Here is a 26,104-nt window from a genome sequence, read left to right on the forward strand (position 1 = left end):
GTAGCGTCACGGCCGAGGGTGGTTCGGTGGGCCGGGGTTCGGGCGCGAGGCGGGGTGTCGGTGATGACGGACGGCGAGTGGTGGCGCAGGAGCGGGCCGTGGAGCGGCCGTTCGGGGGGCAGGGCGGGGGCCTCCGGCGGGTCTGCCGGGTCCGGTGCTGCAGGCGACGAGGGCGGTTCGGGCGGTTCGGGTGCATCCGGCGCCTCCGGTCCGTCCGGTCCGTCCGGTGCCTCCGACGGGGACAGCGTGTACGACACGGCGGCGCCGGGCGGCGGGACCCCGTCGGTGCCGCTGGACCCGCCCCGGACGCCGCGCACCCCGGGGGCCGGGGCGCCGCCCGTCCAGCTGGACAAGCCGCGTTTCGACGGGCCCGAGGACGATCCGGGCTCCATCCCGCCGCCCCAGGTGTACAGCTCCGGCGCGAACGGCTGGGATCTGGTGCTGCTCAACTTCTCGGACGCGCCGCAGGCTCCGCCGAAGCCGATCCCCGAGCAGCGTGCCGGGGACGGGGCGGGAGCGGCGGGTGCGCAGGCCGCCGATCCGGCGGGGGCTGTGGCTGGGGCGGCTGCGGCGGCCTCGGCGAAGGGGAAGAAGCAGCGCAAGGCCAAGGGGAGGGCGACCGCCGCGGGGAAGGCGAAGGCGCAGCCGACCGCCCCCGCCGGCCAGGCCGGTGCCGGTGCGGGCGCAACTGCCGGTGCGGGCGCGAGTGCGGGCGCGGGCGTCGGGGCCCGTCGGCCGTCCCTGCTGGTCCTGCTCTCCTGCGGGCTGCTGATCGGCGGCGCCGCCATGAGCTTCTTCCCGGCCATGCTGGTCGGCTGGGCCCTCGGCTACCTGTCCCGCCAACTCTCCGATCTGATGCGCAAGTTCGTCATCCTCGGGATCCCGCTGATCACGATGAGCGCGGCCACCCTGCACGCCATGCAGGCCAAGCCGGGCGCCCAGGGCGGCGCGGGCGTGCAGGCCGGTGCGCAGTTCAGTCAGATCAGCTGGTCGGCGGCCCCGGGCGTGCTGCGCCTGTCGGCGGTGCTGTCGGCGGTGGTGCTGCTGCTGTTGAGCCTGCGCCGTCGTCCGCCGCAGCAGGGCTGACGCCCGGGACGAGGGCGGCGAAGCCGGTGCAGAGCAGTCGGATGCTCTGGGTGAACTTCTCGTCCTGGCCGATTCGGGGGATCAACTCGCCCATGATCAGCGGAAACTCCGCGCACAGGTCGGCGTAGAGCTCGGCGCTGACGGGTGGTGGGGCCGGTGGCTGGTTCTGTTCCTGGAGGACGAAGCCGGTGACGTGGCTGAGCAGGATGTCGGCGGCGATGCCGCAGTGGACGGTGGGCAGGCCGGCGTCGAGGAGGGTGCGCAGCAGGCGTTCCATCAGGGAGAGGCCGCCGGAGCTGAGGACGCCGGGGCTCTCGGCGAGGAGCAGTGCGCCACCGGGGTGTTGCTGGATGCTGCGGCGCAGGGTGGCGGCCTGGGCCTCGACCCGGTCCCGCCAGGTGGCGTCGGGGGGGAGGGCGGCGAGGGCCGCGGTGCCGGTGTCGTAGGCCTGTCGGCAGACGCGGTCGGCCATCAGGGTGAGCAACTCGTCCTTGCCGCGCACGTGGTAGTAGAGGCTGCCGGCGTGGGCGTCGAGGCGGTCGGCGACCTGGCGCATGGACAGGTTGTGGTAGCCGACCTCCGCGAAGACGGCCATGCCCGCATCGACGATGCGCTCCTTGGTGAGCTTCATGGCTCCACCGTACAACGCTTTCCAACACTGTTCGAAAACTGTGCTAGCTTTGCCCTGCCCGGTTTTCGAACGGCGTTGGAATGTGATGGGGGAGGGGCAGTCATGGGGGCGATCCTGTTCAACGTGACCACGGCCGCGCTGATGGTCATGATGGTCAACTGCGGGCTCGGCGTGGTCGGCCGGGACACGCTGCGGGGGCGGCCGATCCCGTGGGCGGCGGTCGCCCTGACCGCGCTCGCCGTCGGCGGCGTGCTGCTCCAGCTGCTCTGGTCCGGCGCCATGGACACGCTCGACGCCGACCCCGCCAAGTCCGGCTGGTGGCGCGAGTTCACCTCGGTCTTCATGCAGAACGGCGGCCTCGGCGGCGGCCTGTGGAACCTCGCCACCCTCGCCGCCGTCGCCGCGCTCGCCCAGTGGTACTGGGGCGGCCCGCTCACCCTCGCCTTCTTCCTCGCGGGCATCCTGCTGCCCGGCCGGATCGACGGCCTGCTCGGCTTCGGCGACGGCCCCAGCACCGACCCCCGCAACTTCGCCGGGAGCTCCGGCGCCACCTACTTCCTCGGCGCCACCCTGGCCCTCGCCTTCCTCACCCGCACCCGCCTCCCCAAGGAGCGCGCCCTGGCGGTCGGCGTCCCGGTGCTGGGCCTCGCCATGTGGCTCGCCCAGGACAACGGACACGGCCTGGTGGCGGTCTACGGCTTCGCCCTCGGTGCGGTGGCCTGGGCGGTTCGCGGTCGCCTGGCGCGACGGTAGCTTGGGCCCGACCCGCTGAGCCCCGCCCGACCCGCTGAGCCCCGCCCGACCCGCCACGACCCGGAGGTGCCCGATGGCCCGCCTGTACGTACGGCCCGGCCCGAATCCCGACGAACCGGACGCGCCCGCCGCGGTCCTGGTCGTCGACCCCGACGGCACCCCCGGTGAGCGCGCCCTGGACCGGCTCGGCTCGTACTGCTACGAGGGCGACGGGGTGTTCTACCTGGTGCAGACGGACGGTTGGTTCGAGCCCTCCCTGGAGGGGGACCGGCTGGCGATCTCGGTGGCCGTCTACCCGGTGGCGCTGGAGCAGGTGGGCGTCGACCCCGCCGACTTCCCCGACCGCTCGACCGTCGACCCGCGCGCCCACCTGGTCCTGCGCGCCGGGACGACCGTCGATCCGGTGCTGCCCGCCTGGTTCGACGAGGGGCTGGCCGTCTTCACCGCCGGCCCCGGCACCCCGCTCGAAGACCTCCTCGCCTCCGAGGACGACTGGCCGATCATCCTCGCGCCGCCGCCCGAGGAGATCCAGGACGGCGACGACGAGTAGGGCATCGCCCCGCCGGGCCCGGATCGCCCGCCCTGTCGGGCCCGGATCGCTCAGCCCGGCGGCCGGTGCGACCTCCGCTCAGCGCGCGAAGCCCGCCAGCAGCCCCCGCGGGTCGAAGGTCACCCGGATCCGGGTGATCCTCCCGTTCTCCACGTGGCTCCAGTTCGCCGTCGGCGCCGGTGGCGCGATGCTCGTGTGCAGGTCGAACCAGGTGATCACGTCGTCCCCCTCGGCGACCCGGGCGTGCACCTCGATCTTCTCCAGCACCTGCCCGAGCCCCTTCAGTCCGGCCAGGGCCTCCTCCACCCCCGACACCGTGGCCAGCGGGCCCACGAAGTCGACGTCCTCCGCCAGTAGCCCCCGCAGCGTCTCGAAGTCGCCCGCCTGCCAGGCCGCGAAGTAGGTCTCGGAAATCCCACGTGCAGTCTTCGTCGTCGTCATGCCTCCATCCCCGTCGTCGACGCACCGGTCCGGGCCCGCCTCGGCCTGGTCGCCCGACCCGACCAGCACTCGCCGGCCGTGCGCCTGCTGCACGCCCGGCTCCGTGCGTCCCTGCGGGCGGCGGACTGAGTGCGCGGCCGGCTGAGCGCTCGGGCAGCCAGGCGGTCAGGCGGTCAGGCGGTCGGGCGCTTGGGCGCTTGGGCAGCCAGGCGCTCAGCCGTTCCAGCGCGGATCGCGCCCGGAGGCGGCCAGCGCGCGGTCCAGCGTCGGAGCGCCGTCCGGCACCGCCACCGGGGCGGCGAAGCCGCCGTACCGGCGGTACAGCTCGGCGTTCTCCTCGACGACCGCCAGCACCAGCTGCGCGAGCTCCTCGTCGATCCCGATCGGACCGCCGGTCGTCCGGGCGACGTCCCAGCCGTGCAGGACGAGCTCCGCGATCAGCATCCGGGCGATGCCCTCCGCCGGTGCCGAGGATCCGCCGAGGTCGACGTGCCCCTCCCAGACGGCCGGGTCGGCCCAGGTCGCGACGGCGCGGTCCAGCCGGGCCGCGTAGGCGGCGGGCCAGCCGGGGTCGGCGGTGAAGTCGCGGTCGACCAGTTCCTCGGGCAGTTCGGTGCGGCGGGCCCGGTGCTCCAGGCCGTGCGAGGTGTAGAGCACCCAGTGGTTGACGAGCGCACGGGCGTCGAAGTCCGTGCAGGGTGTCGGGCCGTCCAGCGGGTGGTCCGCCGGGACGCCGTCGGCGACCCGGGCGGCGGCCGCGGCGGCGCGCGCCAGCAGGGGGTGCAGCGGGTGGGTGTCCCGGGTCGGGTGATCGTTCATGCCCCGATCCTGCGCCGGTCGGGCCGCCGGGTCTTGAAGAAACGCGACGGCCGGTGCCCTGACCAGGAGCGACGCCGCGGGCCCCGGCCAGGAGCGCCGGCCCGGGGCCCGCGGTGGCCGCCCCGGCTGCGGCAACCGGTTCAGAGTAGGCAGGCAGACTGCTAATATTAAGCAGGCAGCCTGCCTATCTCTACCGGGACCTCCCCAGCAGGCCAGCTCCGTCGCAGAGGTTCCGGAGGAAGGGGGCCGACATGCCTCTCCCCGGTGACACCCACACCCCGCAGCAGACGGCCACGACCGCGACGCCCACCGGCAACCCCTTCGGCCCGCGCTTCGTGGCCCCGCTGTACCTGGGGGCCTCGCTCAACCCGGTCAACAGCTCGATCATCGCGACCGCGCTGGTGGCCATCGCGGCCGCCCTGCACCTCCCCGTCGGGGACACCGCGGTCCTGATCTCCTGCCTGTACCTCACCAGCGCGCTGGCCCAGCCCGCCGCCGGGCGGCTCGCCGAGGAGTTCGGGCCCCGGCGGATCTTCGTCGCCGGCATCGTGCTGGTGTTCGCGGCCGGGATCGTCGGCACGCTGGCCCACTCGATGGCCGCCCTGATCGCGGCCCGGGTGCTGATCGGCGCGGGCACCTCGGCCGGCTACCCGGCCGCGATGCTGCTGATCCGCCGCCGCGCCGAACAGGCCGGTTACCAGGCCCCGCCGCGCGGGGTGCTCGGTGGCCTGGCGATCACCGGCGCCGCCACCGTCGCCGTCGGCCCCGCCCTCGGCGGACTGCTGGTGGGCTGGTTCGGCTGGCAGACCGCCTTCTGGATCAACATTCCGGTCGCCGCCGTCGCCCTGGTCCTGGCCGTGGTCGGGATCGCGCCGGACCCCGACCCGGTGCGCCTCGGTTCACCCCGCGCCCTCGCCTCCCGCCTCGACCTGCCCGGCATGCTGGGCTTCGGCGGCTCGCTCACCGCCCTGATGGTCTTCCTCGCCGCCCTGCCGCGCCCGGACTGGCCCGCGCTCGCCGCCGCCCTCGTCCTCGCCGCCGTGCTGGTCGGCTGGGAACTGCGCGCCGCCCACCCGTTCCTCGACGTCCGGCTGCTCGCCTCCAACGGGGCCCTGACCCGCACCTACGTGCGCAACGGCCTGACGCTGATGGGCACGTACGTGATCCTCTACGGGCTCACCCAGTGGCTGGAGGCGGCCCGCGGGCTGTCCGCCTACCAGGCCGGCCTGGCGCTGATGCCGATGGGCGTCCTGAGCGCCGTGACCGCCCGGGCGGTGGCACGACGGACGGGCGTGCGGCTGCCGTTGATCGCCTGCGCGGTGCTGCTGCTGCTCGGCGCGGTGGCCGTGCTGTTCGTGGGCGTCGGCACCCCGATGGCGGCGGTCGTCGCCGTCAGCGCGGTGTTCGGGCTGACCTCCGGCGCCGGGACGGTCGCCAACCAGACCGTCCTCTACCAGGAGGCCCCCGCCGCGACGGTCGGCACCGCCTCCGGACTGCTGCGCACCTTCGGCTACCTCGGCTCCATCGCCTCGGCGGCGATCACCGGCGCCGCCTTCCACGACCGGGTGGGCGACGCCGGCCTGCACTCCATCGCCTGGGTGCTGGTCGCGATCTCCGCCCTCCTCCTCGTCCTGACCGCCTGCGACCGCCGACTCGCCGAGTCCTAGCCGCCGCAGGCGAACCGGCCCGGACCCACCCGGCCCGGGCCCACCTCAACCCGCAGAGAGCCGATCCACGACATGACCACCATGACCACCGTGACCGAGACCGCGCCCGCGATCGACCCCGCGCGCACCGCGCTGCTGTTGATGGACTTCCAGCCCGCCGCCCTCGGCGCCGTTCCCGACCCGGAGGGTCTGCTGGCCCGCGCGGGCGAGGCGCTGGCCTGGGCCCGCGCCCACGGCACGCACGTCGTCTTCGTCCGCGTCGCGTTCGCCGAGGCGGACCTCGCCGCCGTCCCCGCCCGCAACAAGGCCTTCGCCCGGGTCGCCGAGGCCGGCCACCTCGCCGACGGCCACCCCGCGACGGCCGTGCACGAGTCCCTGGAGATCCGCGAGGACGACGTGACCGTGCGCAAGACGCGCTTCGGCGTCTTCGCCAGTGACACCGATCTGCGCGCCGAACTGCGCGGGCGGGACGTGGACACCCTGGTCCTCGCCGGGCTCTCCACCAGCGGGGTGGTGCTGACCACCCTCCGGCAGGCGGCCGACGAGGACTACCGCCTGTTCGTCCTGGCCGACGCCACCGCCGACCCCGACCCGGAGGTGCACCGGGTGCTCATGGAGAAGGTCTTCCCGCGCCAGGCCTGGATCGTCGCCACCGCGGACCTGGCCGCCCTGAGCGTGCCCGGGAGCCGGTGAGGCGCGGCGGAGACGTGCGACGGGGTCTGGCGCTAGCCGCTCACCACTTCCCGGACCGCCGTGAGGAAGTCCGCCGTCCGGGGATGGGTGGGGTGAGCGGGGTGGGCGAGGTAGACGGTGGCGCCAGGGGCGTCCGAGACCGGGAGGAAGCGGACGCCCGGATGGCTGTGGCTCTCCGCGGTACCTGCCGCGCCGAGGCCGAACGCACCGCCGGTGGCGATGAGGTTCAGCCACTCGTCCACGTTGCCCACCTCGACCGTCCCGACCGGGCACTGCTCCGGGGGCCACAGGTCCGGTGAGGCGGTACCGACACCCGGCCACAGGGCCAGCGGGAGGTCCCGGCCGACGGTGAGTTCGGCCAGCAGCACCCCGTCCCGGTCCGCAAGGGGGTGGTCGTCGGACAGGGCCGCGACCTGGCCCTCCGTGTAGAGGGCCTCGGTGCGGATACGCGGATCGGCGGGGACGGTGCGGAGCACCGCCACGTCGGTGTCCCCGGTGGCGAGGCCCGCGGTGCTGTTGTCCCGTCGGACCACCTCGAGCGGGGCGTGCGGGTGTGTGCGGCGCCACGACCGGAGCAGCGGGACGGTCTGCTGTCCGAGCACCGCGCAGGTGTAGCCCAGCCGTAGGGGGCGGGAGATCGTCCGGGCGTCCGCGAGGGCCGCATCCAGGTGGGCGAGGATCGCCCGGGCGTGTCCGAGGAGGGTGGTGCCGGCCTGGGTGAGGGCCAGGTGCCGGGAGGAGCGGTCGACGAGCCGGACGCCGACGCGGGTCTCCAGCTGGGCGAGCGTGCGGGAGAGGGCGGGCTGCGTCATGTGTAGCCGGGCCGCGGCGGCGGTGACGGTGCCCGCCTCGGCCAGCGCGTCCAGGGCCCTGAGGTGACGCAGTTCCACATCGTCCATGCCTGTGGAGCATAGTCCCTGCCCAAACGGCATTTCCGGGGACGGGGCGTGATCCGTAGCGTCACAGGTACCCGGGGCGGTTCCCGGGGTTCGGTCCCGAGACGTGATGGACGGTGTGGGTCATGAGGATTCTTCTGGTCGGTGCGAGTGGAACGCTGGGCAGCGCGGTGCGCCGGGCGCTCGCGGAGCGCGGCCACGAGGTGATTGGCGCGGGCCGCACGGGCGGGGACCTGGTGGCCGATGTCACCGACCCGGAAGCGGTGGCCAGGCTGTACGCGCAGGCAGGCCCGCTGGACGCGGTCGCGGTCGCGGCGGGCGCCGCCGTGTTCAAGCCGCTCGGCGAGCTGACCGCCGGCGATGTCGCGGCGACGTTCCGCGGCAAGGCGCTGAGCCAGTTGGAGCTGGTCCGCCAGGGCGCCTCACACGTAGCCAGGACCGGCTCGTTCACTCTGGTCAGCGGGATCCTCACCGAGGAGCCGATCGTGGCCGGGGCGGCCGCATCCGCGGCGAACGGTGCCGTCGAGGCGTTCGTACGAGCCGCCGCGATCGAACTCCCGCCCCAGCGGATCAACGCGGTGAGCCCGACCGTGGTCGAGGAGTCCCTGCCCGCCTACGGGCCCTTCTTCCCCGGCATGGAGGCGGTACCCGCGACCCGCGTGGCGACGGCGTACGTCCGCTCGATCGAGGGCGCGCAGACCGGCCAGATCTACCGGGTCCGCTAGAAGCAACCGAGCTGGCGCGAAGGACGGGCCCTAGCTGTCCGCCAGGCGGTTCATGATCTCCGCCGCCCGGTCGAGCGTCTTGCGCTCGCCGGCCCGGAGGGTGGATCCGATCACCTCGGCCAGCCACGCCTCCCGCGCCGCCGGGATCCGCTCGCACAGGTCGGCTCCGGCCGGGGTCGCGCTGAAGAGGGACTTGCGCCCGTCGTTCGGGTCCTTGGCGGCGCTGACCAGGCCGCCGGCCCGCAGCGCGGCCACGGTCTCCGCCATGGACTGGCGGCGCACGTGCTCGGCCTGGGCGAGTTCGGTCACGGTCGCCGGGCCCTCCTGCACGACGCGGTGCAGGGTGGTCAGGTGCGACCAGTTCCACGGCAGGTCGTCGATCGGGGCCTCGGTGCGCAGCCGCGCCCGCAGCCGCGTCATCGCACGCATCAGCTCGACGGCGGTGTCCTCGGGCGGGGCCGGTTCGCTACTCACCGTGCCAGCTTATGGCAGGGCGCAGCCGCCCCGACCAGCGCCGGAACCCCGGCGTACGGGGGCGGGGCCGACGTCCGGCGGATCCTCGCGCCACGCCCTGGCCTGGCCGGTACGGACTCTCCGACGCCGCGCGGCGGGTCACGCGCCCAGGAAGCGCTGCAGCTCGGCCAGCACGAAGTTGGCGCCGGTGTACCCGATCCCCTGGAACCACAGCTGGTCGTCCACCGGGAACGCCCGGTGCGCCTTGACCGCCCCCAGCGCCTGCCAACCCGGACTCTCCAGCGCGGCGTCGGTGCCGGCCAGGGCCGGATCGCCGGAGGTGGCGTACAGCAGCAGGTCGCCGTCCGCCTTCGCGATCTGGTCCAGCGGGATCTCGACGTCGGACTGGTCGACGTTCTGCGCGTCCGGCCGCCCCACCTGGGCGTCCGACAGCACGATCCCGGGGAAGCTCTGCTTCCCGAACAGCCGGATCCCGCCGCCCTCCACGAACCGCACCAGGCTCACCTTCCGGCCGGACGCCTTCGCCGCCGACAGGGCCTGCACCACCTGGTTGGCGTGCCGCTGGTACGAGGAGACGAAGGCCGCCGCCGCGGCCTCCCGGCTCAACGCCTGGGCGTGCACCTGGAAGTCGGCCTTCCACGGCGCGCCGGTGGTCTGGGTGAGCACGGTCGGCGCGATCTCCCGCAACTGGTCGTAGCGGTCGCCGTCGCGCGCCTGGTTGGAGAGGATCAGGTCAGGCCGCAGCGCCCGGATCGCGACCAGGTCCGGGGCGCTGGCCAGGCCGACCCGGTGGATCCCGGCGACCCGGGAGGCCGGCCAGTAGGCGGGGAACCGGATGTCGGCGGCCGGCAGCGCGGCGCCCACCGGGGTGATGCCGAGGGTCAGCGCGGAGTCCAGCACGTCCGTGTCGAGGACGACCACCCGCAGCGGCTCGCCCGGCACCAGCACCGGCCCGGTGGCCGCGTCCACCGTGACCGGCGGCACCGGGGTGGGCGAGGCGGACGCGCCCAGGCCGTCGGCGGTCGGCGGCGCCGACCGCCCGGTCGTGCAGGCCGCGAGCGCGGCCCCGCCGAGACCGGCGAGGAACGAACGGCGGGCGATCCGGTGCATCGGCGGTCCTCGGGAGTGAGGCTTCGGGGGCGCGCCGATTATGTCCGGTTTGGTGTGGAATTGCCGTCAGGCGTCCACGGCCGCCGCCCACGGGGCCCCCGGAACGACCAACGGCGTGCCCGTCACCGGGTCCGGCACCACCACCGACTCCAGCCCGAACACCTCCCGCACCAGCTCGGCCGTCACCACCTCGGTCGGCGCGCCCTGCGCCACCACCCGGCCGTCCCGCATCGCCACCAGGTGGTCCGCGTACCGGGCCGCCTGGTTGAGGTCGTGCAGCACCGCCACCACCGTCCGGCCGCGCTCGACGTTCAGCCGGCGGACCAGGTCCAGCACCTCCACCTGGTGCGCGATGTCCAGGTAGGTGGTCGGCTCGTCCAGCAGCAGGATGTCCGTGCCCTGCGCCAGCGCCATCGCGATCCACGCCCGCTGCCGCTGGCCGCCGGACAGCTCGTCCATGCTGCGCTCGGCCAGCTCCGCCGTGGACGTCCGCTCCAGCGCCTCCGTCACCGCCGCCTCGTCCTCCGGCGACCACTGCTGCCACCAGCTCTGGTGCGGCTGGCGGCCCCGCGAGACCAGGTCCGCCACCGAGATGCCCTCCGGCGCCGTCGGCGACTGCGGCAGCAGGCCCAGCCGCTGGGCGATCCGCTTCGTCGGGATCCGCGCCAGCTCCTCGCCGTCCAGCAGCACCGCGCCCCGGACCGGCTTCAGCAGGCGCCCCAGGGCCCGCAGCAGCGTCGACTTGCCGCAGGCGTTCGGGCCGACGATCACCGTCACCCGCCCGTCCGGGATGCCGACGTCCAGGCCCTCGACGACCGTGCGCGCCTCGTAGGCCAGGGTGAGGCCCCGGGCCTCCAGACGGTGAGCGGACATCAGGAACCTCCACGACGGGAACGAATCAGCAGCCACATCAAGTACGGCGCGCCGACCATGCCGGTCACCACGCCCACCGGCAGCTCGGTCGGCGCCACCAGCCGCCGGGCGATCAGATCGGCCAGCACGACCACCAGCGCGCCCGTCAGTGCCGAGCAGAACAGCGGGACCTGCGCGGACCGGACCAGCCGCAGCGCGATCTGCGGGGCCATCAGCGCCACGAAGTCCACCGGCCCGGCGGCGCCCGCCGCGCACGAGGCCAGCACGATGCCCAGCAGCGCCATGCCGAGGCGGATCCGGTCCAGCCGCAGGCCCAGACCGACGGCCGTCGCGTCGTCGAAGGAGATCGAGCGCTGCGCCCGCGCCGCCCACAGGACGACGGGCACGGCGGCGAGCAGCACCCAGGCCAGCCAGCCGGCCTGGTCGTAGCCGGCGCCGTTCAGGCTGCCCGTCATCCAGACCTTCGCGGCCTGCGCCTGGAAGCCGTCGCCCTTGGTCAGGAACACGGAGGTCAGCGAGGACAGGGCCACGCTGATCCCGATCCCGATCAGCACGAAGCGCTGCGCGTGCAGGCCGCGCCGCCACGCCAGCGCGTACACCAGCAGCCCGGCCACCAGCCCGCCCGCCACCGCCGCGTACGGGGCCTGACCGGTCGAGCCGACCACGCCGTACGCCATCAGCCCGACGACGGTGGCGGTCGCGCCCCAGGTCACGCCCACCACGTCGGGGCTGGCCAGCGGATTGCGGGCGACGGTCTGGATCAGTGCCCCGGCCAGCCCCAGAGCGGTGCCGACCAGCAGGCCCACGACCACCCGGGGCAGCCGGAACTCGCCGACCACCAGCTCGTGCGGGCTCGGCTGCCCGAGCACCACCTTCACCACCTCGACCGGGGACACGGCCGACTCGCCCAGGCAGAGCGAGGCGACGACCGTCCCGGCCAGCGCGACCAGCAGGCCCAGCGCCACCACCGCCGACCGGCGGTGCAGCAGCACGGACGCCCGCCCGGCCCGCAGCACGGCGTACCCGCGCGGGGAGACGGCGCCGCGCCCGACGGTTCGCACACCCTGCGCGCTCATGACGCGACCACCTTCCGGCGGCGCACCAGCGCGACCAGGACCGGGACGCCGACGAGCGCCGTCATCACGCCCGCCGGGACCTCCGACGGCGGGAAGAGGACCCGCCCCAGGGTGTCGGCGAGCAGCAGCAGGGCCGGGCCGAGGACGGCGGAGAAGGCGAGCACCCAGCGGTGGTCCGCGCCGGCGACGGCCCGCGCCGCGTGCGGGACGGCGAGGCCGACGAAGGCGATCGGCCCGGCGGCCGCGACGGCCGAGCCGGTCAGCACCGTCGCGCCGAGCGCGCCGACCGCCCGGACCAGGCCGGTCTTGGCGCCGAGGCCCTTGGCGGTGTCCTCGCCGAGCGCGAGCGCGTCCAGGCCGCGGGCCACCGCGACCACCAGCACCGTGCCGACGGCGAGGAACGGCAGCAGCTGCCAGGCCACGTCCGAGGTCCGCCCGGAGAGCGAGCCGACGTGCCAGAAGCGGAACTGGTCCATGGTGGCCGCGTCGGTCGTCAGCACCATGGTGTTGAGCGAGGCGATGAACGCGGACATCGCCGAGCCGGCCAGCGCCAGCTTGATCGGCGTGGCCCCGCCCCGGCCGCGCCCGGCCAGGCCGTACACGAGCACGGTGGCGATCACGGCGCCCGCGAAGCCGAACCAGACGTAGCCGGTGAGGGTGGAGACGCCGAAGCCGGAGATGGCGAGGACCACGCCGGCCGCCGCGCCCTGGGAGACGCCGAGGATGCCGGGGTCGGCGATCGGGTTGCGGGTGAGGCCCTGCATGACGGCCCCGGCGAGGCCGAGCGCCGCGCCGACGGCCAGTCCGACGACGGTGCGCGGCACCCGCAGCTCGCGGACGACGACGGCGTTGGCCGTGTCGCCGCCGTGCAGCAGGGCGTCGAGGGTGTCGCCGAAGGGGATGGTGCGGCTGCCGACCGCCAGGCTCAGCAGCACCGCGGCGGCCAGGACGGCCAGCGCGGCGGCGAGCCACAGTATTCGGCGGCGCGCTGTCCGTCGCGCGCCGGGTGGCGCGGTGGTGTCGGTCATGGGCCCTCTCCGCAGACAACTCAGGTAAACCTAAGTTCCCGTCGGAAGCCGGGGCAAATTGCCTCGTCCCCCCGAACCGCCCGTTGGATAGCCTGGCGGCATGCCCGAGACCCGCACCGCCCCGCTCACCGTCGGCTTCGACCTCGACATGACGCTGCTGGACACCCGGCCGGGGATCCACGCCACCTACCTGGCGCTCGCGGCCGAGACCGGCGCCCGCATCGACGCCGACCTGGTGGTCACCCGGCTCGGCCCGCCGCTGCTGGACGAGATCCGCAACTGGTTCCCGGAGGACGAGGTGGAGCGCGCCGTCACCCGCTACCGCGAGCTCTACCGCGACCTCGCCTTCGCCCCGACCGTCGCCCTCCCCGGCGCGCACGCCGCCGTCGAGGCGGTCCGCGACCACGGCGGCCGGGTCGCGGTGATCACCGGCAAGTACGAGCCGAACGCCCGCCTCCACCTGGAGCACGCCGGGCTGCACGCGGACGCGCTGGTCGGCGACCTCTGGGCGGAGACCAAGGGCGAGGCGCTGCGCGAGCACGGCGCGAGCGTCTACGTCGGCGACCACCTCGGCGACATCCGGGGCGCCCGGCACGCGGACGCCGTCGCGGTGTGCGTGGCCACCGGCCCGTACAGCGCGGACGAACTGCGCGCGGCCGGGGCGGACGTGGTGCTGGCGGACCTCACCGGCTTCCCGGCCTGGCTCGACGCCCACCTGGCCGACTGAGCCCCGGCCCCGGGGCACGCCCGGAGCCACGTCCCGGGACCGGGGCCTAGGACGCGCCCGCGGACTCCACCCGGCGCCGCTGGGCCCGCGCGTTCAGGAGCAGCCCGGTCAGCGCGGCCAGGAAGCCCGCCGGCATCAGCATGCTCAGCCAGTACGCGGCCGTCGGCAGCGGCGTCAGGTGCAGGAACAGCGGAACGAAGGTGACCAGGGTGGCGAGCGCGCCCAGACCGAAGACGATCGTTCCGGCCTTGACGTACACGTCGCCGGGGTCGGCGCTCTGGCTGCTCACGTCTGCTCGCTCCTCGGGGCTGGTCGGGCGGTCGGTCCAGTCTGGCAGAGCGGCCGCCGGCCCCCGCCACCGGAGCGGCCCGGTCACGTTGCGCAGTTTCTCGGAAGCTGAACGTTTTGATCCCTGCTGGGCGGGGGTATGCAGGGGGTGCCGAGGGGTGCGACAGGTGCGCCCCGTTTCCTCAGACCCGGGGGTGTGAGCCGATGGACCGTGCTGAGCCGCGCCCCGGCCGTGCCAGTACCGGGTCGCCCGTGATCGCGAGACCGCCGCGCCCGTACCGCCCCCAACGGGCCTTGGAACGCGGATCTTTCGCGGAACGCGGATGAGGCAGTGACGGACCGTTAGTCTGCTCCTGACAGCGTGCTGACCATGAGCGCCCGCGGGCGCCGAGCCGAGGTCGGCTGCCTTCCCCACCACCCAGTGATCCCCGGCCAGGGCCGGGATCCCTCACACCCATTCGAGGACTGTCGAGATGCCCACCGGCCAGGTCAAGTGGTTCAACGAGACGAAGGGCTTCGGCTTCCTGTCGCGCGACGACGGCGGCGACGTCTTCGTCCACACCAAGGCGCTGCCCGCCGGTGTCACCGTGCTGAAGCCGGGCCAGCGGGTCGAGTTCGGCGTGGTCGCCGGCCACCGCGGCGACCAGGCGATGGCCGTGCAGCTGCTGGACGCACTGCCGTCGGTGGCCGCCGCCCAGCGCAAGAGCGCCGACGACATGGCGCCGATCGTCCAGGACCTGATCACCACGCTGGACGCGGTGCTGCCGGGCCTCCAGCACGGCCGCTACCCGGCCAAGGCGACCGGCCAGAAGCTGGCCGGCCTGCTGCGCGCGGTGGCCGACCAGTTCGACGTCTGACCGGGGGGATCAGAACGCCAGCGCACCCGGGTCGAGCGGCGGCACCAGCCCCTCCGCGGCGGCCCGGGTGAGCAGCGCGCGGACGGCCGCGTAGCCCTCCTCGCCGAGGTCCGCGGTGAACTCGTTCACGTACAGGGCGATGTGCTGGTCGGCGACGGCCGGGTCCATCTCCTGGGCGTGCGCCAGCACGTACTCCCGGCTGGCGCTCGGGTCCGCCCAGGCCTGCCGGACGGAGGCGCGGACGGCGTCGGCGAGCGCGCGCAGCCGTTCGGCACCGAGCGAGCGCCGGGCGACGATCGCGCCGAGCGGGATCGGCAGGCCGGTCTCCTGCTCCCAGGCCTCGCCCATGTCGGCCAGGCTGTGCAGGCCGTACTGCCGGTACGTGAACCGGGCCTCGTGGATCACCAGGCCGGCGTCCACCCGGCCGTCCCGGACGGCGGGCATGATCTCGTGGAACGGCAGGACGACGATCTCGCCGAAGCCGCCCGGCACCGCCTTCGCGGCCCAGAGCCGGAACAGCAGGTAGGCGGTGGAGCGTTCGGACGGCACCGCCACCGTCTTCCCGGTGAGGTCCGCGGGGGCGTCCGTGCCCGGCCGGGTGAGCACCAGCGGGCCGCAGCCGCGCCCGAGCGCGCCGCCGCAGGGCAGCAGGGTGTACTCGTCCAGAACCCAGGGCAGCGCGCCGTAGCTGATCTTCAGGACGTCCAGTTCGCCGCGCTCGGCCAGGCCGTTGGTGACGTCGATGTCCGCGAAGGTCACCTCGGGGGCGTCCGCCCCGGGCACCAGGCCGTGCGCCCAGGCGTGGAAGACGAAGGTGTCGTTCGGGCAGGGCGAGTATGCGATGCTCAGCCGTTCAGCCACGGCCGGCCTCCTCGATCAGTTCGTGGACGGGCAGTGCGGCGAAGGCCCGCTCCAGGGCGGCCAGCGCCTCGCCGATCCGCCAGGCGGCCCGGTCGCGCGGGCCGACCGGGTTGGAGACGGTCCGCAGTTCGAGCACCGGCACGCCGTACCGGGCGGCGGCCTCGGCCACGCCGAAGCCCTCCATCGCCTCGGCCAGGGCGCCCGGGTGGCGGGCGGCCAGCGCGGCGGCCCGCTCGGCGCTGCCGGTGACGGTGGAGACGGTCAGCACCGGGCCGGTGGCGGCGCCCAGGGCCCGGGCGGCCAGTGCGACGGCGGCCGGGGGAGGGGTGTGCCGGACGGTGCCGAAGCCCAGTTCGGTGACGTCGGCGAAGCCCTCGGGGGTCTCGGCGCCGAGGTCGGCGGTGACGATCGCGTCGGCCAGCACGGTGGTGCCGACCGGGGCGTGCGGGGCGAACCCGCCGGCGATCCCGGCCGAGACGACCAGGCCGTAGCGGCCCCCCGAGGCCGCCCGCGCCCCCAGTGCGGCGGCGGCGGCGGCCGCGGCGGCGGCCGGGCCGACCCCGCCCGCCAGGACGTCCACCGGGGCGCCCGCGGCCCGGTGCAGCGCACCGCCGGGCAACGGCAGCACGGCGGCCGGGCCGGGCAGGCCGCGCAGGACGGCCTCGGCCTCGGCGGGCACCGCGACGACGACGAGCAGCCGGGCCCGGTCGGGGCCCGGCTGCTCGTCGCGCTCGTCCGTGACGGCGTGTGCGGTCATCGCGGGAGCGTCAGCTGTCCTGGGTGTTCAGCTGGAAGTACCAGACGGCGACCGGGTTGTCCGAGTTCTTGTCGCCCTCGACCACGGTGACCAGGGTCTTGCCGGAGGCGTTCAGCACCTGGCTCGCCGGCTGGGAGCCGGAGAAGGTCGGGCCCTTGGCGTAGGAGAACAGGCTGTAGCGCCCGCCCTGGCCCTGCGAGCCGCCGTTGCTGAAGGCCCACCAGCCCTTGTCGGCCACGTTCGGGGAGACGCCGACGCCGACCCGGTCGCTCACCACGACGTCGGAGGTCGGGAGGGTGCCCTCCGCGAGGGCCTGGGTGGCCTTCTGCTGGCACTCCTGCTGCAGGTCCTCCGTGATCGGGCTGCCGCCGTTGAAGCACAGCGGGTCCGCGACGATCGAGGAGTTGCCGACCGTGAGGGTCGCGCGGTGGGAGCTGTGCTCGGTCTGGCCGCTCGCGATGGCGACGGACGTGCCGACCGTGGCAGCACCGACCACGACGACGGCGCCGAGGGCGGCGATGGCACGGGTATTGAGGCTCATGCGTCAGAATCTACCGGGCTTCGCCGATCACGCTACGCGGGGGTCGGCCACCGCGTGTTGCCCGTGGCCGGTTCAGGCCACCCTGGGCGCCGTCGGGCGCCGCCGCAGGCCCACCCGGAACAGCGTGCGGACCGTCCACAGCAGCATCAGACCCACCACCCCGGCGGCCACCGACAGACCCAGCACGCCGTTCAGCGGCAGCAGGATGCCGACCGCGCCGCCGGCCACCCAGGACAGCTGGAGCAGCGTCTCCGACCGCGCGAACGCCGAGGTCCGCACCGCCTCCGGGACGTCCCGCTGGATCAGCGCGTCCAGCGCCAGCTTGCCCAGCGAGGCCGCCACCCCGGCCACGCCGGCGACCAGGACCACCGTCACCACGCCGTACCAGAGCGCGGCCGCCGCCGTCGCGCCGGTCGCCAGCAGCAGCATCGCGGTGACCGTCGCCTCCGAGCCCCGGGTGCGCAGCCAGGAGCCCAGCACCGAACCCAGCGCGTTGCCCGTCCCCGCCGCCAGCGCCACCAGGCCCAGCGCCAGCGTCGGCCGCAGGCCCCCGATCGGCTCGTCGCGGAGCAGGAACGCCAGGAACATCACCAGGAAGCCGACCAGCCAGCGCAGCGCCGACATCGCCCGCAGTGCCAGGATCACCGACGGGCCGACGGTGCGCAGCGAGGCCTTCGGGGCCCGGGCGTCCTCCGGCGCCCGCGCGCCGTGCACACCGCCGTGCACCTCGGCGTGCACCTCGGCGTGCAGGAGGGCGCGCTGCTCGCCCTTGGCGGAGTCCACCGCGTGCGGCAGGTGGAAGGCCATCAGAGTGCCGATCACGAAGACCAGGAACGCGCCGCGCAGCGGCCAGCCCGGCCCGATCAGGTGCAGCAGGCCGCCCACCCCGGCCGCCACCCCGGTGGCCAGCAGCCCGGCCAGGGTGACCCGGGAGTTCGCCTTCACCAGCGACAGCCGACTCGGCAGCAGCCGCGGCACCACCACGCTGCGCACCACCCCGTACGCCTTGGACGCCACCAGCACGCCCAGCGCCTCCGGGTACAGCGCCAGGCCGCCGCCGGTGATCACCCCGGCCATCGTCCAGGCCAGCACCGCCCGGGCCAGCATCGACATCGCCATCGCCGCCCGGCGGCCGTGCGGCAGCCGGTCCAGCAGCGGGCCGATCACCGGGGCCAGCAGGGCGAACGGGGCCATCGTGATCAGCAGGTACAGCGACACCCGGCCGCGGGCCTCGCCGGTGGGCACGGAGAAGAAGATGGTCGAGGCCAGCGCGACGGTGATCAGCATGTCGCCGAAGGAGTTCAGCGCGTGCAGTTCGATCAGCTTCGCCAGGCCGGATTCGCCCGCGCCCTCCGCGGAGGTGGCCTTGCGGATCCGGCGGCCGGTGCCGTGCACCACCCGGCCGGTGCGGGCGCCGGCGGCGGAGGCGGTCCGGACCAGGAGGTTGCGGCTAGGCTCGGGATCCTCTTCGCCAGGGTCCCCGTCCAGGGCGGCGAGCCGCCGGGCGTGGACGGCCGGGTCTGGGCCGGTGTCGGTCAGGGTGGCGATCGCGGCGCCGGTCTTGACGAGGCTCACGGGGGCGGCGGGCGACTCGAAATCGCCCCCCGGCTGCGGTTCGCCCGCAGCGGGGGCCGGAGACTGCTGTCGCGGCACGGCGTCCGCCTGGTCGGGGCTGCCGGCCTGCGAGGCGTGCAGTGCGTGCTGCGACGGGTCCTCGTCCGCCACATGCCCATCCTGCCCCAGAATCGCCGCAGTGACGCGGGAATCCACCCCCCTCGGCGCGGCCCCGGAACGGCCGCCACCGCCCCGGACTGTGCCGGGGCGCCGACCGGCGGGTAGCCTGCCCAAGGGCCGCGCGCCGAGCGCCGGGGCGCCGGCAGGCCCGGACGAGCGGCGCGGCCGGTATCCGCGGCGGCCCCTGGTCGCGCAGAATGGACAAGGGACTATCGAGCCGCGACGGAACAGGCAACACGCCGTGGGCGACAGAAGAACTGGGAGAGAATCGACGCCGTGAGTGCTGCGATGCGAAGCCGTACCCCCGATCGGCTCTGTGCCGAGGCCGTCGAACTCGCCCGGAAGGCGGCCGAGGAGGCCGTCGGCCCGGAGACCGTCGGACCACATCTCGGCGCCCAGGCGGACGCCGACCGCGTCGTCACCCACACCTTCGAGTGCCTGGACGCCGCCTACCGTGGCTGGCACTGGGCGGTCACCGTCGCCCGTGCCCCGCGCGCCAAGAACGTCACCCTCGACGAGGTCGTCCTGCTGCCCGGTGCCGACGCCGTCCTCGCCCCCCAGTGGGTGCCGTGGAGCGAGCGGCTGCGCCCCGGCGACATGGGCCCGGGTGATTTGCTGCCCACCGGCGCCGACGACGCGCGCCTGGAACCCGGCTGGAGCGGCGAGGACGAGCCCGCCCCGAACTCCGCGGTCGCCCTCGCGGCCGAGGAGGACGTGGTCGTCACCGACCCGGGCATCCAGCCCGCCCCGGCCCGGGCCCGGATCAACGCCGTCGCCGAGGAGCTCGGCATGGGCCGCAGCCGGGTGCTCTCCCGGCTCGGCCTGCACCTGGCCGCCGACCGCTGGGAGAAGGCGCACGGCGCGCAGACGCCGATGGCGCAGGCCGCGCCCGCCGCGTGCGGCAGCTGCGGCTTCCTGATCCCGATCGGCGGCTCGCTCGGACAGGCCTTCGGCGTGTGCGGCAACGAGTTCGGGCCGGCGGACGGGCAGATCGTCTCCTTCGCGTACGGCTGCGGCGGGCACTCCGAGGCGGCCGTCATCCCGGCCCCGCCCGCGCCGTCCGAGCTGATCCTGGACGAGCTGGTGGTCGAGCCGATGCAGCTGCACCCGGACCGCACCTCCGGCTCGGTCGAGCCGGACGCCCCGGCTGAGGAGCTCGGGCACTCCTGACGATGTGTGCTCCGGCCCGCTCCACCGAACCGGTGGGGCGGGCCGCGGCGTTCGTGCGGGTGGGGGCCCTGCGGGCGCCCGGCGGCGGGGGCGCGGTCCGGAGCAGCGGCCGGGGCGGGGGAGAATGCCCCCCGTACGAAGTACAGGGCGGCGGAAGGCGGCAGGTCCAGTGGAACCTCGGATCATCGGCAGCGGCACGGACGAGCACCTCGCGGACCCCTTCGGGAGCGCCGCGCTGCGCCGGCGGGTGCTGGACGCCTGGGCCGCCTCGCCGGCCCGGTTCCGGGAGGACGCCAACGCCGAGGAGGAACTCGCGCTCGGCGGCTACCGCGACCGCCTGGTCGTCGAGTTGGCGCAGAACGCGGCCGACGCGGCGGTCCGGGCCGGGCACGGGCCCGGCCGGCTGCGGCTCACCCTCGCCGACGGCGTGCTCGCCGCAGCCAACACCGGCGCCCCGCTGGACGCGGCCGCCGTCGAGTCGCTGTCCACCCTGCGCGCCTCCTCCAAGCGCGGTGAGACGCCCGCCGTCGGCCGGTTCGGCGTCGGTTTCGCCGCCGTGCTCGCCGTCACCGACGAGCCCGCCGTGCTCGGCGCCGCCGGCGGGGTGCGCTGGTCGCTCGGCGAGGCCCGCTCGCTGGCCCAGGCGCAGCCCGCGCTGGCCGAGGAACTGCGCCGCCGGGACGGCCACGTGCCGCTGCTGCGGCTGCCGTTCGCCGCCGAGGGCCCGGCCCCCGAGGGCTACGACACGGTGGTCGTGCTGCCGCTGCGGGACGCCGCCGCCGAGGACCTGACCCGCCGTCTGCTCGCCGGCATCGACGACGCGCTGCTGCTCACCCTGCCCGGCCTCGCCGAGGTCGTGGTGGAGACCCCGGAGGGCACCCGGATGCTCACCCGTGCCGCCGCCGAGCCCCGCCCGGACGGCGTCACCGAGGTCACCGTGACCGACGACGCGGACGGCCGGCCGCGGCGGACCCGCTGGCAGACCGCCGGCGCCACCGGCACCCTGGCTGCCGAGTTGCTCGCCGACCGCCCCACCGAGGAGCGCGCCCGCCCGTACTGGACGGTCACCTGGGCCGTGCCGGTCGCCGCCGACGGGACCCCGCAGGCGCCCGGCATCGCGCCGGTGCTGCACGCGCCCACCCCCAGCGACGAGCCGATCGGCCTGCCCGCGCTGCTCATCGCCTCCTACCCGCTGGACTCCACCCGCCGGCACGTCGCCCCCGGCGCGCTCGCCGACTTCCTCACCGAGCGCGCCGCCGACAGCTACGCCGACCTGCTGCGCGCCCGCGGCGCCGACCTCGGCTCGCTCGGTCTCGTCCCCGGGCCGCTCGGCCAGGGCGCGCTCGACAACGCGCTCCGCGGGGCCGTCCTCTCCCGGCTGCCCGGCACGCCGTTCCTGCCGCACCCGGCGCCGGTCGAGGCGGGCACGCCCGCGCTGCGCCCCCGGGACGCCACCCTGCTGGAGGGTGCGGACGGCTCGGTGGTCGAGGCGTTGGCGCCGATCTTCCCCGGGCTGCTGCCGGCCGGGCTGGAGCGCCGCACCGAGCTGCGGGTGCTGAACGTGCGCCGGGTGCCGCTGGCCGACGTGGTCGACCAGCTCGGCGGTCTGGACCGCGAGCCCGCCTGGTGGCGCAACCTGTACGCGGCGCTCGGCGCCGCCGACCCGGAGGCGCTCGGCGCGCTGCCCGTCCCACTCGCCGACGGCCGGACCATCACCGGGCCCCGGCGCGTCCTGCTGCCCTCCGAGGACGCAGACTGGGCGGCCTTCCCCGGCTACCCCGAGTCGCTGGCCGACGCGCTCGCCGCCCTCGACCTGCGGCTCGCCCACCCCGAGGCCGCCCACCCGCTGCTCGCCAAGCTCGGCGCCGGCACCGCCACCCCGGCCGGGGTGCTCGACACCCCCGAGGTGCGGGCCGCCGTCGCCCGCTCCTACCAGGTGGCCGAGGACGACGTCGAGGCCGCGCTCGAACTGGCCGACGCCGTCCTGGCGCTGGTCAAGGTCGCCGGCCCGACCGCCGGCGAGCACCCCTGGCTGGCCCGGCTGGCCCTGCTCGACGACGAGGGCGAGCCCGCCCGCGCCGGTGAACTCGTCCTGCCCGGCAGCCCGTTCGCGGCCCTCGCCCGCGAGGAGGACGCCGGCTGGGTGGACGACGAGCTGCTGGAGCGCTGGGGCCCGGAGGTGCTCACCGCCGTCGGCGTGCTCGCCGACTTCGTCCTCGTCCGCGCCGAGGACGTGGTGCTCGACCCGGACGACCTGGAACGGCTCGACCCCACCGCGCCCGCCGACCGCGCGGCCGGCGGCCACCCCACCGGGCTGCTCGACGAGGCGCCCGACGGCCTCGCCGACTGGGCCGAGGACGCCCTCGAAGCCTTGCAGGCCGACGACGTCGTGGGCGTCCCGCCGGTGGCCGCCGAACTGCTGGCCGTCCGTGACCTCGACCTGGTCGACGACGACGCCTGGCCCGAGGCGCTCGCCGCGCTCTCCCGCCCGCCGTACCGGGACGCCGTGGTCAACCCCGTCCGCACCCTGCTGCCGGACGGCTCCTACACCGACCTGCCGCCGTACACCGCCTGGTGGCTGCGCGACCACCCGGTGCTGGACGGCCGGGAGCCCGCCGGGCTGCGCGCGGCCGGTGCCGACCCGCTGCTGCGCGGCCTCTACGACGAGGCCCGGACGACCCTGGACGAGCAGTTCCTGCACGCGCTCGGGGTACGCACCACGCTGGCCGCGCTGCTCGCCGAACCGCACGGCCCGGACGAGGTGCTGGACCGGCTCACCGATCAGGCCTCCGATGTCGACCACCGCCAACTGCACGGCCTGCACAGCGCGTTGGCGCGGGTCGAGATCGAGCGGATCGAACCGGTCGACGTGGTGCGGGCGCTGCCGCCGCTCGACCCGGACACCGGCCGCCGGCCGGCCCACACGGTGATCGTCGACGCCTCCAGGGCGGTCGTCGCCGACGCGCCCGACCTCGTCCAGCTCCTGCACCCGTACCCGCTGGTGCCGGTCGCCCCGGCGCTCGCCGCCGACCTCGCCGAGCGGCTGCACGTCTCGCTCGCCAGCGAGGTGGCGGGCGGGCGGGTGCTCTCCGAGGGCGTGCTGCACCGGGTCCCCGCCGTGGTGCGGGAGCTGCTGCCCGGCTGCCCGGTCGCCTACGAGGAGCACGAGGAGCTGCTGGTGGTCGGCCCGGACGGCAACGACGCCGCCGTGGACTGGCGTTGGGACGTCGAGGCGGACGCCCCTGAGGCGCCCTACGACCCGGACGCGGCCGAGGCCGCCGACGAGGACGACGAGTTCGAGCTCCCGCCGGTGCCCGGGCTGCTGCACGCGGCCACCCCGGAGGGCCTGGCGGCCGGGCTCGCCTGGTCGGTCGGGCAGTGGCACCGGCGGTTCGAGGTGCTGGCCGCGCTCACCGATCCGGACCGGGCGTACGAGCTGTCCGCGGCGCGGGACTTCGAGGGCTAGGCACTCTCTTCCGGATCACGCCGGGCGCTGATCCGACGTGATCCGAAAGGGAGGACCTGGGCGCTCAGCGGGCCCGCCCGCGGCGCTTGAACCGCAGGTAGACGGCGGTGGTGGTGGCCAGCCAGACGGCCGCCACCAGGGCCTTCACGGCTGTCGGCACCCACGGCAGCGCCGGGGCGGTCACCTCGCCGGCGTTCGTCAGCCAGCGGCCGCCCATCAGGGCCAGGACCGTCAGTCCGGCGGCCAGCAGGCCGGCCAGGAAGGCGGCGAACGCCTCCACCTGCCCGGTCTCGCGCTCGGTTTCCCCACCTGTGCGGGCCATGTCGGCACCCCCTTCCGTGATCCATCATCCAGGCTGCGGGCTGGGGGTGCCAGGGCCTCACTCCATCCCGCGGCGCTTCATGAAGCGCCAGGCGATCTCCAGGGCCAGGCCGCAGACCACCGCGATGCCGACGCCGACCAGGGGGTCGCGGGTGCCGACCAGCGAGAGCTGGAAGAACTCCGCCAGCCAGGGCACCAGCAGGACCAGGGCGAAGGCGCCGCCCATGGTGCCGATCAGCAGCAGGCGCCACCAGCTGTAGGGGCGGGCGACGATGGCGAGCACCCAGATGGCGATCAGGAAGAGCGTCAGGGTGGCCACGCTGGTGTCGGCCTTGAGGTCGGTCGCGTGGTCGGCGCGGGCCAGCGCGTAGGCGACGAAGGTGCCGGTGCCGGCGATGACGCCGCCCGGCACGGCGAGCCGCAGGACGCGCTTCACGAAGCCGGTGCGGGCCCGCTCGTTGTTGGGGGCGAGGGCGAGGAAGAAGGCCGGCACGCCGATGGTGAGGGTGGAGAGCACGGTGGAGTGCCGGGGCAGGAACGGGTACGGCGAGTGGGTGAAGATCACCAGCAGAGCCAGCAGGACCGAGTAGACCGTCTTCACCAGGAACAGGCCCGCGACCCGCTCGATGTTGCCGATCACCCGGCGGCCCTCGGCGACCACCGAGGGCAGGGTGGCGAACGAGTCGTTGAGCAGCACGATCTGGGCGACCGCCTTGGTGGCGTCGCTGCCGGTGCCCATCGCCACGCCGATGTCGGCGTCCTTGAGCGCGAGCACGTCGTTGACGCCGTCGCCGGTCATCGCCACGGTGTGTCCGCGGGACTGCAGTGCGGCGACCAGCTGGCGCTTCTGCTGCGGGGTGACCCGGCCGAAGACCGTGGTCCGTTCGGCCGTGTCGGCGAGGGCGTCCGGTTCGGCGGGCAGCGTCCGGGCGTCCAGCGGGTGGTCGGCGCCGGGCAGGCCGAGGTGGCCGGCGACCGCGCCGACCGAGACCGCGGCGTCGCCGGAGATGACCTTGGCCTGCACCTGCTGGCCCTCGAAGTAGCGCAGGGTCTCGGCGGCGTCGTGGCGCAGCCGCTGCTGGAGCACCACCAGGGCGAGCGGGGCGAGCCCGGCGGCCGGGTCGGGGGAGTCCAGCGGGGTGGGGGTGCGGCCGAGCAGCAGCACCCGCAGGCCCTTGGCGCCCAGCTCGTCGACCTCGGTGAGCGCCGGGTGCCCGGCGGGTAGCAGCACGTCGGGGGCGCCGAGCAGCCAGCTGGCCTCGCTGCCCTGCGGCTCCAGCAGCTGCACGCCGCTCCACTTGCGGGCGGAGGAGAACGGCATCGCCTCGATCACCCGCCAGCCGTCGGCGGCCGGGGCGCCGCCGGCCCCCGGGGCGCCGCCGTCGCCGCGCCCGTAGGCGTCGATGACCGCCTGCATGGAGGGGTTGGGGCGGGCGTCGGCGCCGGCCATCACGCCGAGCGCGTGCTTGATGGTGTCCGGGTCGAGGGCGCCGGGCTCGCCGTCGGAGAGGACCCGCAGGTCGACGACGTCCATGCCGCCCTCGGTGAGGGTGCCGGTCTTGTCCAGGCAGACGGTGTCGACCCGGGCCAGGCCCTCGATGGCCGGGAGCTCCTGGACCAGGCACTGCTTTCGGCCCAGCCGGATCACACCGATCGCGAAGGCGACCGAGGTCAGCAGGACCAGCCCCTCGGGGACCATCGGTACGATCCCGGCCACCATCCGGCGCACGGCCTCGCGCCAGTCGCGGCCCTCGACGGCCAGCTGGCTGATGATCAGGCCGATGGCCGTGGGGATCAGCAGGTAGGTGATGAAGCGAAGGATGCTGTTGATGCCGCTGCGCAGCTCCGACTTCACCAGGGTGAACCGGCTGGCCTCCTCGGCGAGCTGCGCCGCGTACGCCTCGCGGCCGACCCTGGTGGCGGTGAACGCGCCCGCGCCGGCCACCACGAAGCTGCCGGACATGACCTGGTCGCCGGGCTGCTTGAGGACGGGGTCGGGCTCGCCGGTGAGCAGCGACTCGTCGATCTCCAGGCCGTCCGCCTCGGTGACCTCGCCGTCGACGATCACCTTGTCGCCGATGCCGAGCAGCACCGTGTCGTCGAGCACGATCTCGGCGACGGCGATCTGTTCGACGGTGCCGTCCCGGCGGACCTCGGGGCGGGCCTCGCCGATCAGGGCCAGGCTGTCCAGGGTCTTCTTGGCGCGCAGCTCCTGGATGATGCCGATCGCCGTGTTGGCGACGATGACCAGGCCGAACAGGCCGTCCTGGATCGGACCGACGATCAGGATGATCCCGAACATCACGCCGATGATCGCGTTGAAGCGGGTGAAGACGTTGGCCCGGACGATCTCCTTGGCGGAGCGGCTGGACCGTACGGGGACGTCGTTGACCTGTCCGCGCGCGACGCGTTCGGCCACCTCGGCGGAGGTCAGTCCGCCGCGCCGGCCGGGCAGCAGCCCGAGGGGGTGCGCACCGTCGGGGCGGTCGGCGTCGCCGGGCTGCTCTTCCGCGGGGTGGGCAGGCTGCGTCATGGCACCGACTCTACGGGTGCCTTATGT

Annotated in this window: 26 protein-coding genes; 10 read left to right on the forward strand and 16 right to left on the reverse strand. The window is 75.1% G+C overall.

The window, feature by feature from the left end; genetic code table 11:
• Nucleotides 1-246: 246 nt before the first annotated feature.
• Nucleotides 247-1,086 carry a hypothetical protein gene (locus ACIP37_RS26770; RefSeq protein WP_363584900.1) on the forward strand — a complete coding sequence of 280 codons (840 nt, stop codon included), beginning with the start codon at nt 247-249 and terminating at the stop codon, nt 1,084-1,086.
• Here the strand turns inward: ACIP37_RS26770 and ACIP37_RS26775 are convergent.
• Nucleotides 983-1,717 carry a TetR/AcrR family transcriptional regulator gene (locus ACIP37_RS26775; RefSeq protein ID WP_363584902.1) on the reverse strand — a complete coding sequence of 245 codons (735 nt, stop codon included), beginning with the start codon at nt 1,715-1,717 and terminating at the stop codon, nt 983-985. The genes ACIP37_RS26770 and ACIP37_RS26775 overlap by 104 nt on opposite strands.
• 102 nt (nt 1,718-1,819) lie before the next feature.
• Here ACIP37_RS26775 and ACIP37_RS26780 point away from each other — a divergent pair, with 102 nt between their 5' ends.
• Together ACIP37_RS26780 and ACIP37_RS26785 are read left to right on the forward strand one after the other, a co-directional pair.
• Nucleotides 1,820-2,470, forward strand: a complete 651-nt coding sequence (locus ACIP37_RS26780) for a hypothetical protein (protein WP_400808831.1) — start codon at nt 1,820-1,822, stop codon at nt 2,468-2,470.
• 73 nt (nt 2,471-2,543) lie between these two features.
• Nucleotides 2,544-3,020 carry a hypothetical protein gene (locus tag ACIP37_RS26785; RefSeq protein ID WP_363584906.1) on the forward strand — a complete coding sequence of 159 codons (477 nt, stop codon included), beginning with the start codon at nt 2,544-2,546 and terminating at the stop codon, nt 3,018-3,020.
• Nucleotides 3,021-3,098: 78 nt separating this feature from the next.
• On the opposite strand, the gene ACIP37_RS26790 is transcribed toward ACIP37_RS26785, so the two are convergent.
• Entirely contained in the window at nt 3,099-3,461 is a 363-nt protein-coding gene (locus ACIP37_RS26790) for a nuclear transport factor 2 family protein (RefSeq protein ID WP_363584908.1), read from the reverse strand.
• Nucleotides 3,462-3,674: 213 nt separating this feature from the next.
• On the reverse strand, nt 3,675-4,280 hold the full coding sequence (locus ACIP37_RS26795; RefSeq protein ID WP_363584910.1) for a TIGR03086 family metal-binding protein: 606 nt from the start codon (nt 4,278-4,280) through the stop codon (nt 3,675-3,677).
• A 251-nt stretch (nt 4,281-4,531) separates the two neighbouring features.
• On the opposite strand from ACIP37_RS26795, the gene ACIP37_RS26800 reads away from it, so the two are divergent.
• Together ACIP37_RS26800 and ACIP37_RS26805 are read left to right on the forward strand one after the other, a co-directional pair.
• Entirely contained in the window at nt 4,532-5,947 is a 1,416-nt protein-coding gene (locus ACIP37_RS26800) for an MFS transporter (protein ID WP_363632255.1), read from the forward strand.
• 72 nt (nt 5,948-6,019) lie between these two features.
• Nucleotides 6,020-6,640 (forward strand): cysteine hydrolase, encoded by a 621-nt coding sequence (locus ACIP37_RS26805; RefSeq protein WP_363584914.1) that lies wholly within the window; start codon nt 6,020-6,022, stop codon nt 6,638-6,640.
• Nucleotides 6,641-6,672: 32 nt separating this feature from the next.
• On the opposite strand, the gene ACIP37_RS26810 is transcribed toward ACIP37_RS26805, so the two are convergent.
• Nucleotides 6,673-7,539: a LysR family transcriptional regulator gene (locus ACIP37_RS26810; RefSeq protein ID WP_400808826.1), complete on the reverse strand. Its 867-nt coding sequence runs from the start codon at nt 7,537-7,539 to the stop codon at nt 6,673-6,675.
• 122 nt (nt 7,540-7,661) lie between these two features.
• Between ACIP37_RS26810 and ACIP37_RS26815 the strand changes: the two genes are divergently transcribed.
• Nucleotides 7,662-8,261, forward strand: coding sequence for a short chain dehydrogenase (locus ACIP37_RS26815; protein ID WP_363632251.1), 600 nt, complete (start codon nt 7,662-7,664; stop codon nt 8,259-8,261).
• Between the two features lie 30 nt (nt 8,262-8,291).
• Here ACIP37_RS26815 and ACIP37_RS26820 read toward each other — a convergent pair whose 3' ends face one another.
• From ACIP37_RS26820 to ACIP37_RS26840, 5 genes are all read right to left on the reverse strand, one after another.
• Nucleotides 8,292-8,735: a MarR family transcriptional regulator gene (locus ACIP37_RS26820; protein ID WP_363584920.1), complete on the reverse strand. Its 444-nt coding sequence runs from the start codon at nt 8,733-8,735 to the stop codon at nt 8,292-8,294.
• Between the two features lie 138 nt (nt 8,736-8,873).
• A complete protein-coding gene (locus ACIP37_RS26825; RefSeq protein WP_400808824.1) occupies nt 8,874-9,845 on the reverse strand; it encodes an ABC transporter substrate-binding protein in 972 nt (323 codons plus the stop codon).
• Nucleotides 9,846-9,911: 66 nt separating this feature from the next.
• Nucleotides 9,912-10,718, reverse strand: a complete 807-nt coding sequence (locus ACIP37_RS26830; RefSeq protein WP_063348212.1) for an ABC transporter ATP-binding protein — start codon at nt 10,716-10,718, stop codon at nt 9,912-9,914.
• A complete protein-coding gene (locus ACIP37_RS26835; protein WP_363632249.1) occupies nt 10,718-11,794 on the reverse strand; it encodes an iron ABC transporter permease in 1,077 nt (358 codons plus the stop codon). Before ACIP37_RS26835 ends, ACIP37_RS26830 begins: the two co-directional genes overlap by 1 nt.
• A complete protein-coding gene (locus tag ACIP37_RS26840) occupies nt 11,791-12,822 on the reverse strand; it encodes an iron ABC transporter permease (RefSeq protein ID WP_363377332.1) in 1,032 nt (343 codons plus the stop codon). The genes ACIP37_RS26835 and ACIP37_RS26840 overlap by 4 nt, the downstream gene beginning before the upstream one ends.
• Nucleotides 12,823-12,922: 100 nt before the next feature.
• Between ACIP37_RS26840 and ACIP37_RS26845 the strand changes: the two genes are divergently transcribed.
• Nucleotides 12,923-13,549 (forward strand): HAD family hydrolase, encoded by a 627-nt coding sequence (locus ACIP37_RS26845; RefSeq protein ID WP_363584930.1) that lies wholly within the window; start codon nt 12,923-12,925, stop codon nt 13,547-13,549.
• Between the two features lie 46 nt (nt 13,550-13,595).
• Here ACIP37_RS26845 and ACIP37_RS26850 read toward each other — a convergent pair whose 3' ends face one another.
• On the reverse strand, nt 13,596-13,838 hold the full coding sequence (locus ACIP37_RS26850) for a hypothetical protein (protein ID WP_363584932.1): 243 nt from the start codon (nt 13,836-13,838) through the stop codon (nt 13,596-13,598).
• A 472-nt stretch (nt 13,839-14,310) separates the two neighbouring features.
• On the opposite strand from ACIP37_RS26850, the gene ACIP37_RS26855 reads away from it, so the two are divergent.
• Nucleotides 14,311-14,694: a cold-shock protein gene (locus tag ACIP37_RS26855; RefSeq protein ID WP_063348207.1), complete on the forward strand. Its 384-nt coding sequence runs from the start codon at nt 14,311-14,313 to the stop codon at nt 14,692-14,694.
• 9 nt (nt 14,695-14,703) lie between these two features.
• Here the strand turns inward: ACIP37_RS26855 and ACIP37_RS26860 are convergent, their stop codons facing one another.
• The 4 genes from ACIP37_RS26860 to ACIP37_RS26875 all read right to left on the reverse strand — a co-directional run bounded on the left by ACIP37_RS26860 (nt 14,704) and on the right by ACIP37_RS26875 (nt 18,293).
• The gene (locus tag ACIP37_RS26860) at nt 14,704-15,555 is read right to left on the reverse strand and encodes a 1,4-dihydroxy-6-naphthoate synthase (protein WP_363584936.1); all 852 of its coding nucleotides are present in this window, start codon (nt 15,553-15,555) and stop codon (nt 14,704-14,706) included.
• Nucleotides 15,548-16,312, reverse strand: a complete 765-nt coding sequence (locus tag ACIP37_RS26865) for a futalosine hydrolase (protein ID WP_363584938.1) — start codon at nt 16,310-16,312, stop codon at nt 15,548-15,550. The genes ACIP37_RS26860 and ACIP37_RS26865 overlap by 8 nt, the downstream gene beginning before the upstream one ends.
• A 10-nt stretch (nt 16,313-16,322) precedes the next feature.
• Nucleotides 16,323-16,853 (reverse strand): hypothetical protein, encoded by a 531-nt coding sequence (locus ACIP37_RS26870; RefSeq protein WP_363584940.1) that lies wholly within the window; start codon nt 16,851-16,853, stop codon nt 16,323-16,325.
• A 72-nt stretch (nt 16,854-16,925) separates the two neighbouring features.
• On the reverse strand, nt 16,926-18,293 hold the full coding sequence (locus ACIP37_RS26875) for an MFS transporter (protein ID WP_400808959.1): 1,368 nt from the start codon (nt 18,291-18,293) through the stop codon (nt 16,926-16,928).
• A gap of 582 nt (nt 18,294-18,875) precedes the next feature.
• Here ACIP37_RS26875 and ACIP37_RS26880 point away from each other — a divergent pair.
• The gene (locus ACIP37_RS26880) at nt 18,876-19,757 is read left to right on the forward strand and encodes a DUF3027 domain-containing protein (protein WP_363585068.1); all 882 of its coding nucleotides are present in this window, start codon (nt 18,876-18,878) and stop codon (nt 19,755-19,757) included.
• Nucleotides 19,758-19,926: 169 nt separating this feature from the next.
• Nucleotides 19,927-23,223: a sacsin N-terminal ATP-binding-like domain-containing protein gene (locus ACIP37_RS26885; RefSeq protein WP_400808818.1), complete on the forward strand. Its 3,297-nt coding sequence runs from the start codon at nt 19,927-19,929 to the stop codon at nt 23,221-23,223.
• 64 nt (nt 23,224-23,287) lie between these two features.
• Here ACIP37_RS26885 and ACIP37_RS26890 read toward each other — a convergent pair whose 3' ends face one another.
• Both ACIP37_RS26890 and ACIP37_RS26895 read right to left on the reverse strand, forming a co-directional pair.
• Nucleotides 23,288-23,545: a hypothetical protein gene (locus ACIP37_RS26890; RefSeq protein WP_363584944.1), complete on the reverse strand. Its 258-nt coding sequence runs from the start codon at nt 23,543-23,545 to the stop codon at nt 23,288-23,290.
• A gap of 57 nt (nt 23,546-23,602) precedes the next feature.
• Nucleotides 23,603-26,077, reverse strand: a complete 2,475-nt coding sequence (locus ACIP37_RS26895; RefSeq protein WP_400808816.1) for an HAD-IC family P-type ATPase — start codon at nt 26,075-26,077, stop codon at nt 23,603-23,605.
• Between the last annotated feature and the right edge of the window lie 27 nt (nt 26,078-26,104).

The organism is Kitasatospora sp. NPDC088861 (genome assembly GCF_044750105.1).
Lineage (GTDB): Bacteria > Actinomycetota > Actinomycetes > Streptomycetales > Streptomycetaceae > Kitasatospora.

Coding starts and splice junctions, on each gene's coding strand:
- ACIP37_RS26895 (WP_400808816.1), bottom strand. CDS start 26,077: ATGACGCAGCCTGCCCACCCCGCGGAAGAGCAGCCCGGCGACGCCGAC.
- ACIP37_RS26790 (WP_363584908.1), bottom strand. CDS start 3,461: ATGACGACGACGAAGACTGCACGTGGGATTTCCGAGACCTACTTCGCG.
- ACIP37_RS26870 (WP_363584940.1), bottom strand. CDS start 16,853: ATGAGCCTCAATACCCGTGCCATCGCCGCCCTCGGCGCCGTCGTCGTG.
- ACIP37_RS26865 (WP_363584938.1), bottom strand. CDS start 16,312: ATGACCGCACACGCCGTCACGGACGAGCGCGACGAGCAGCCGGGCCCC.
- ACIP37_RS26810 (WP_400808826.1), bottom strand. CDS start 7,539: ATGGACGATGTGGAACTGCGTCACCTCAGGGCCCTGGACGCGCTGGCC.
- ACIP37_RS26840 (WP_363377332.1), bottom strand. CDS start 12,822: ATGACCGACACCACCGCGCCACCCGGCGCGCGACGGACAGCGCGCCGC.
- ACIP37_RS26800 (WP_363632255.1), top strand. CDS start 4,532: ATGCCTCTCCCCGGTGACACCCACACCCCGCAGCAGACGGCCACGACC.
- ACIP37_RS26855 (WP_063348207.1), top strand. CDS start 14,311: ATGCCCACCGGCCAGGTCAAGTGGTTCAACGAGACGAAGGGCTTCGGC.
- ACIP37_RS26805 (WP_363584914.1), top strand. CDS start 6,020: ATGACCACCATGACCACCGTGACCGAGACCGCGCCCGCGATCGACCCC.
- ACIP37_RS26815 (WP_363632251.1), top strand. CDS start 7,662: ATGAGGATTCTTCTGGTCGGTGCGAGTGGAACGCTGGGCAGCGCGGTG.
- ACIP37_RS26830 (WP_063348212.1), bottom strand. CDS start 10,718: ATGTCCGCTCACCGTCTGGAGGCCCGGGGCCTCACCCTGGCCTACGAG.
- ACIP37_RS26890 (WP_363584944.1), bottom strand. CDS start 23,545: ATGGCCCGCACAGGTGGGGAAACCGAGCGCGAGACCGGGCAGGTGGAG.
- ACIP37_RS26880 (WP_363585068.1), top strand. CDS start 18,876: ATGCGAAGCCGTACCCCCGATCGGCTCTGTGCCGAGGCCGTCGAACTC.
- ACIP37_RS26780 (WP_400808831.1), top strand. CDS start 1,820: ATGGGGGCGATCCTGTTCAACGTGACCACGGCCGCGCTGATGGTCATG.
- ACIP37_RS26845 (WP_363584930.1), top strand. CDS start 12,923: ATGCCCGAGACCCGCACCGCCCCGCTCACCGTCGGCTTCGACCTCGAC.
- ACIP37_RS26835 (WP_363632249.1), bottom strand. CDS start 11,794: ATGAGCGCGCAGGGTGTGCGAACCGTCGGGCGCGGCGCCGTCTCCCCG.
- ACIP37_RS26825 (WP_400808824.1), bottom strand. CDS start 9,845: ATGCACCGGATCGCCCGCCGTTCGTTCCTCGCCGGTCTCGGCGGGGCC.
- ACIP37_RS26785 (WP_363584906.1), top strand. CDS start 2,544: ATGGCCCGCCTGTACGTACGGCCCGGCCCGAATCCCGACGAACCGGAC.
- ACIP37_RS26795 (WP_363584910.1), bottom strand. CDS start 4,280: ATGAACGATCACCCGACCCGGGACACCCACCCGCTGCACCCCCTGCTG.
- ACIP37_RS26775 (WP_363584902.1), bottom strand. CDS start 1,717: ATGAAGCTCACCAAGGAGCGCATCGTCGATGCGGGCATGGCCGTCTTC.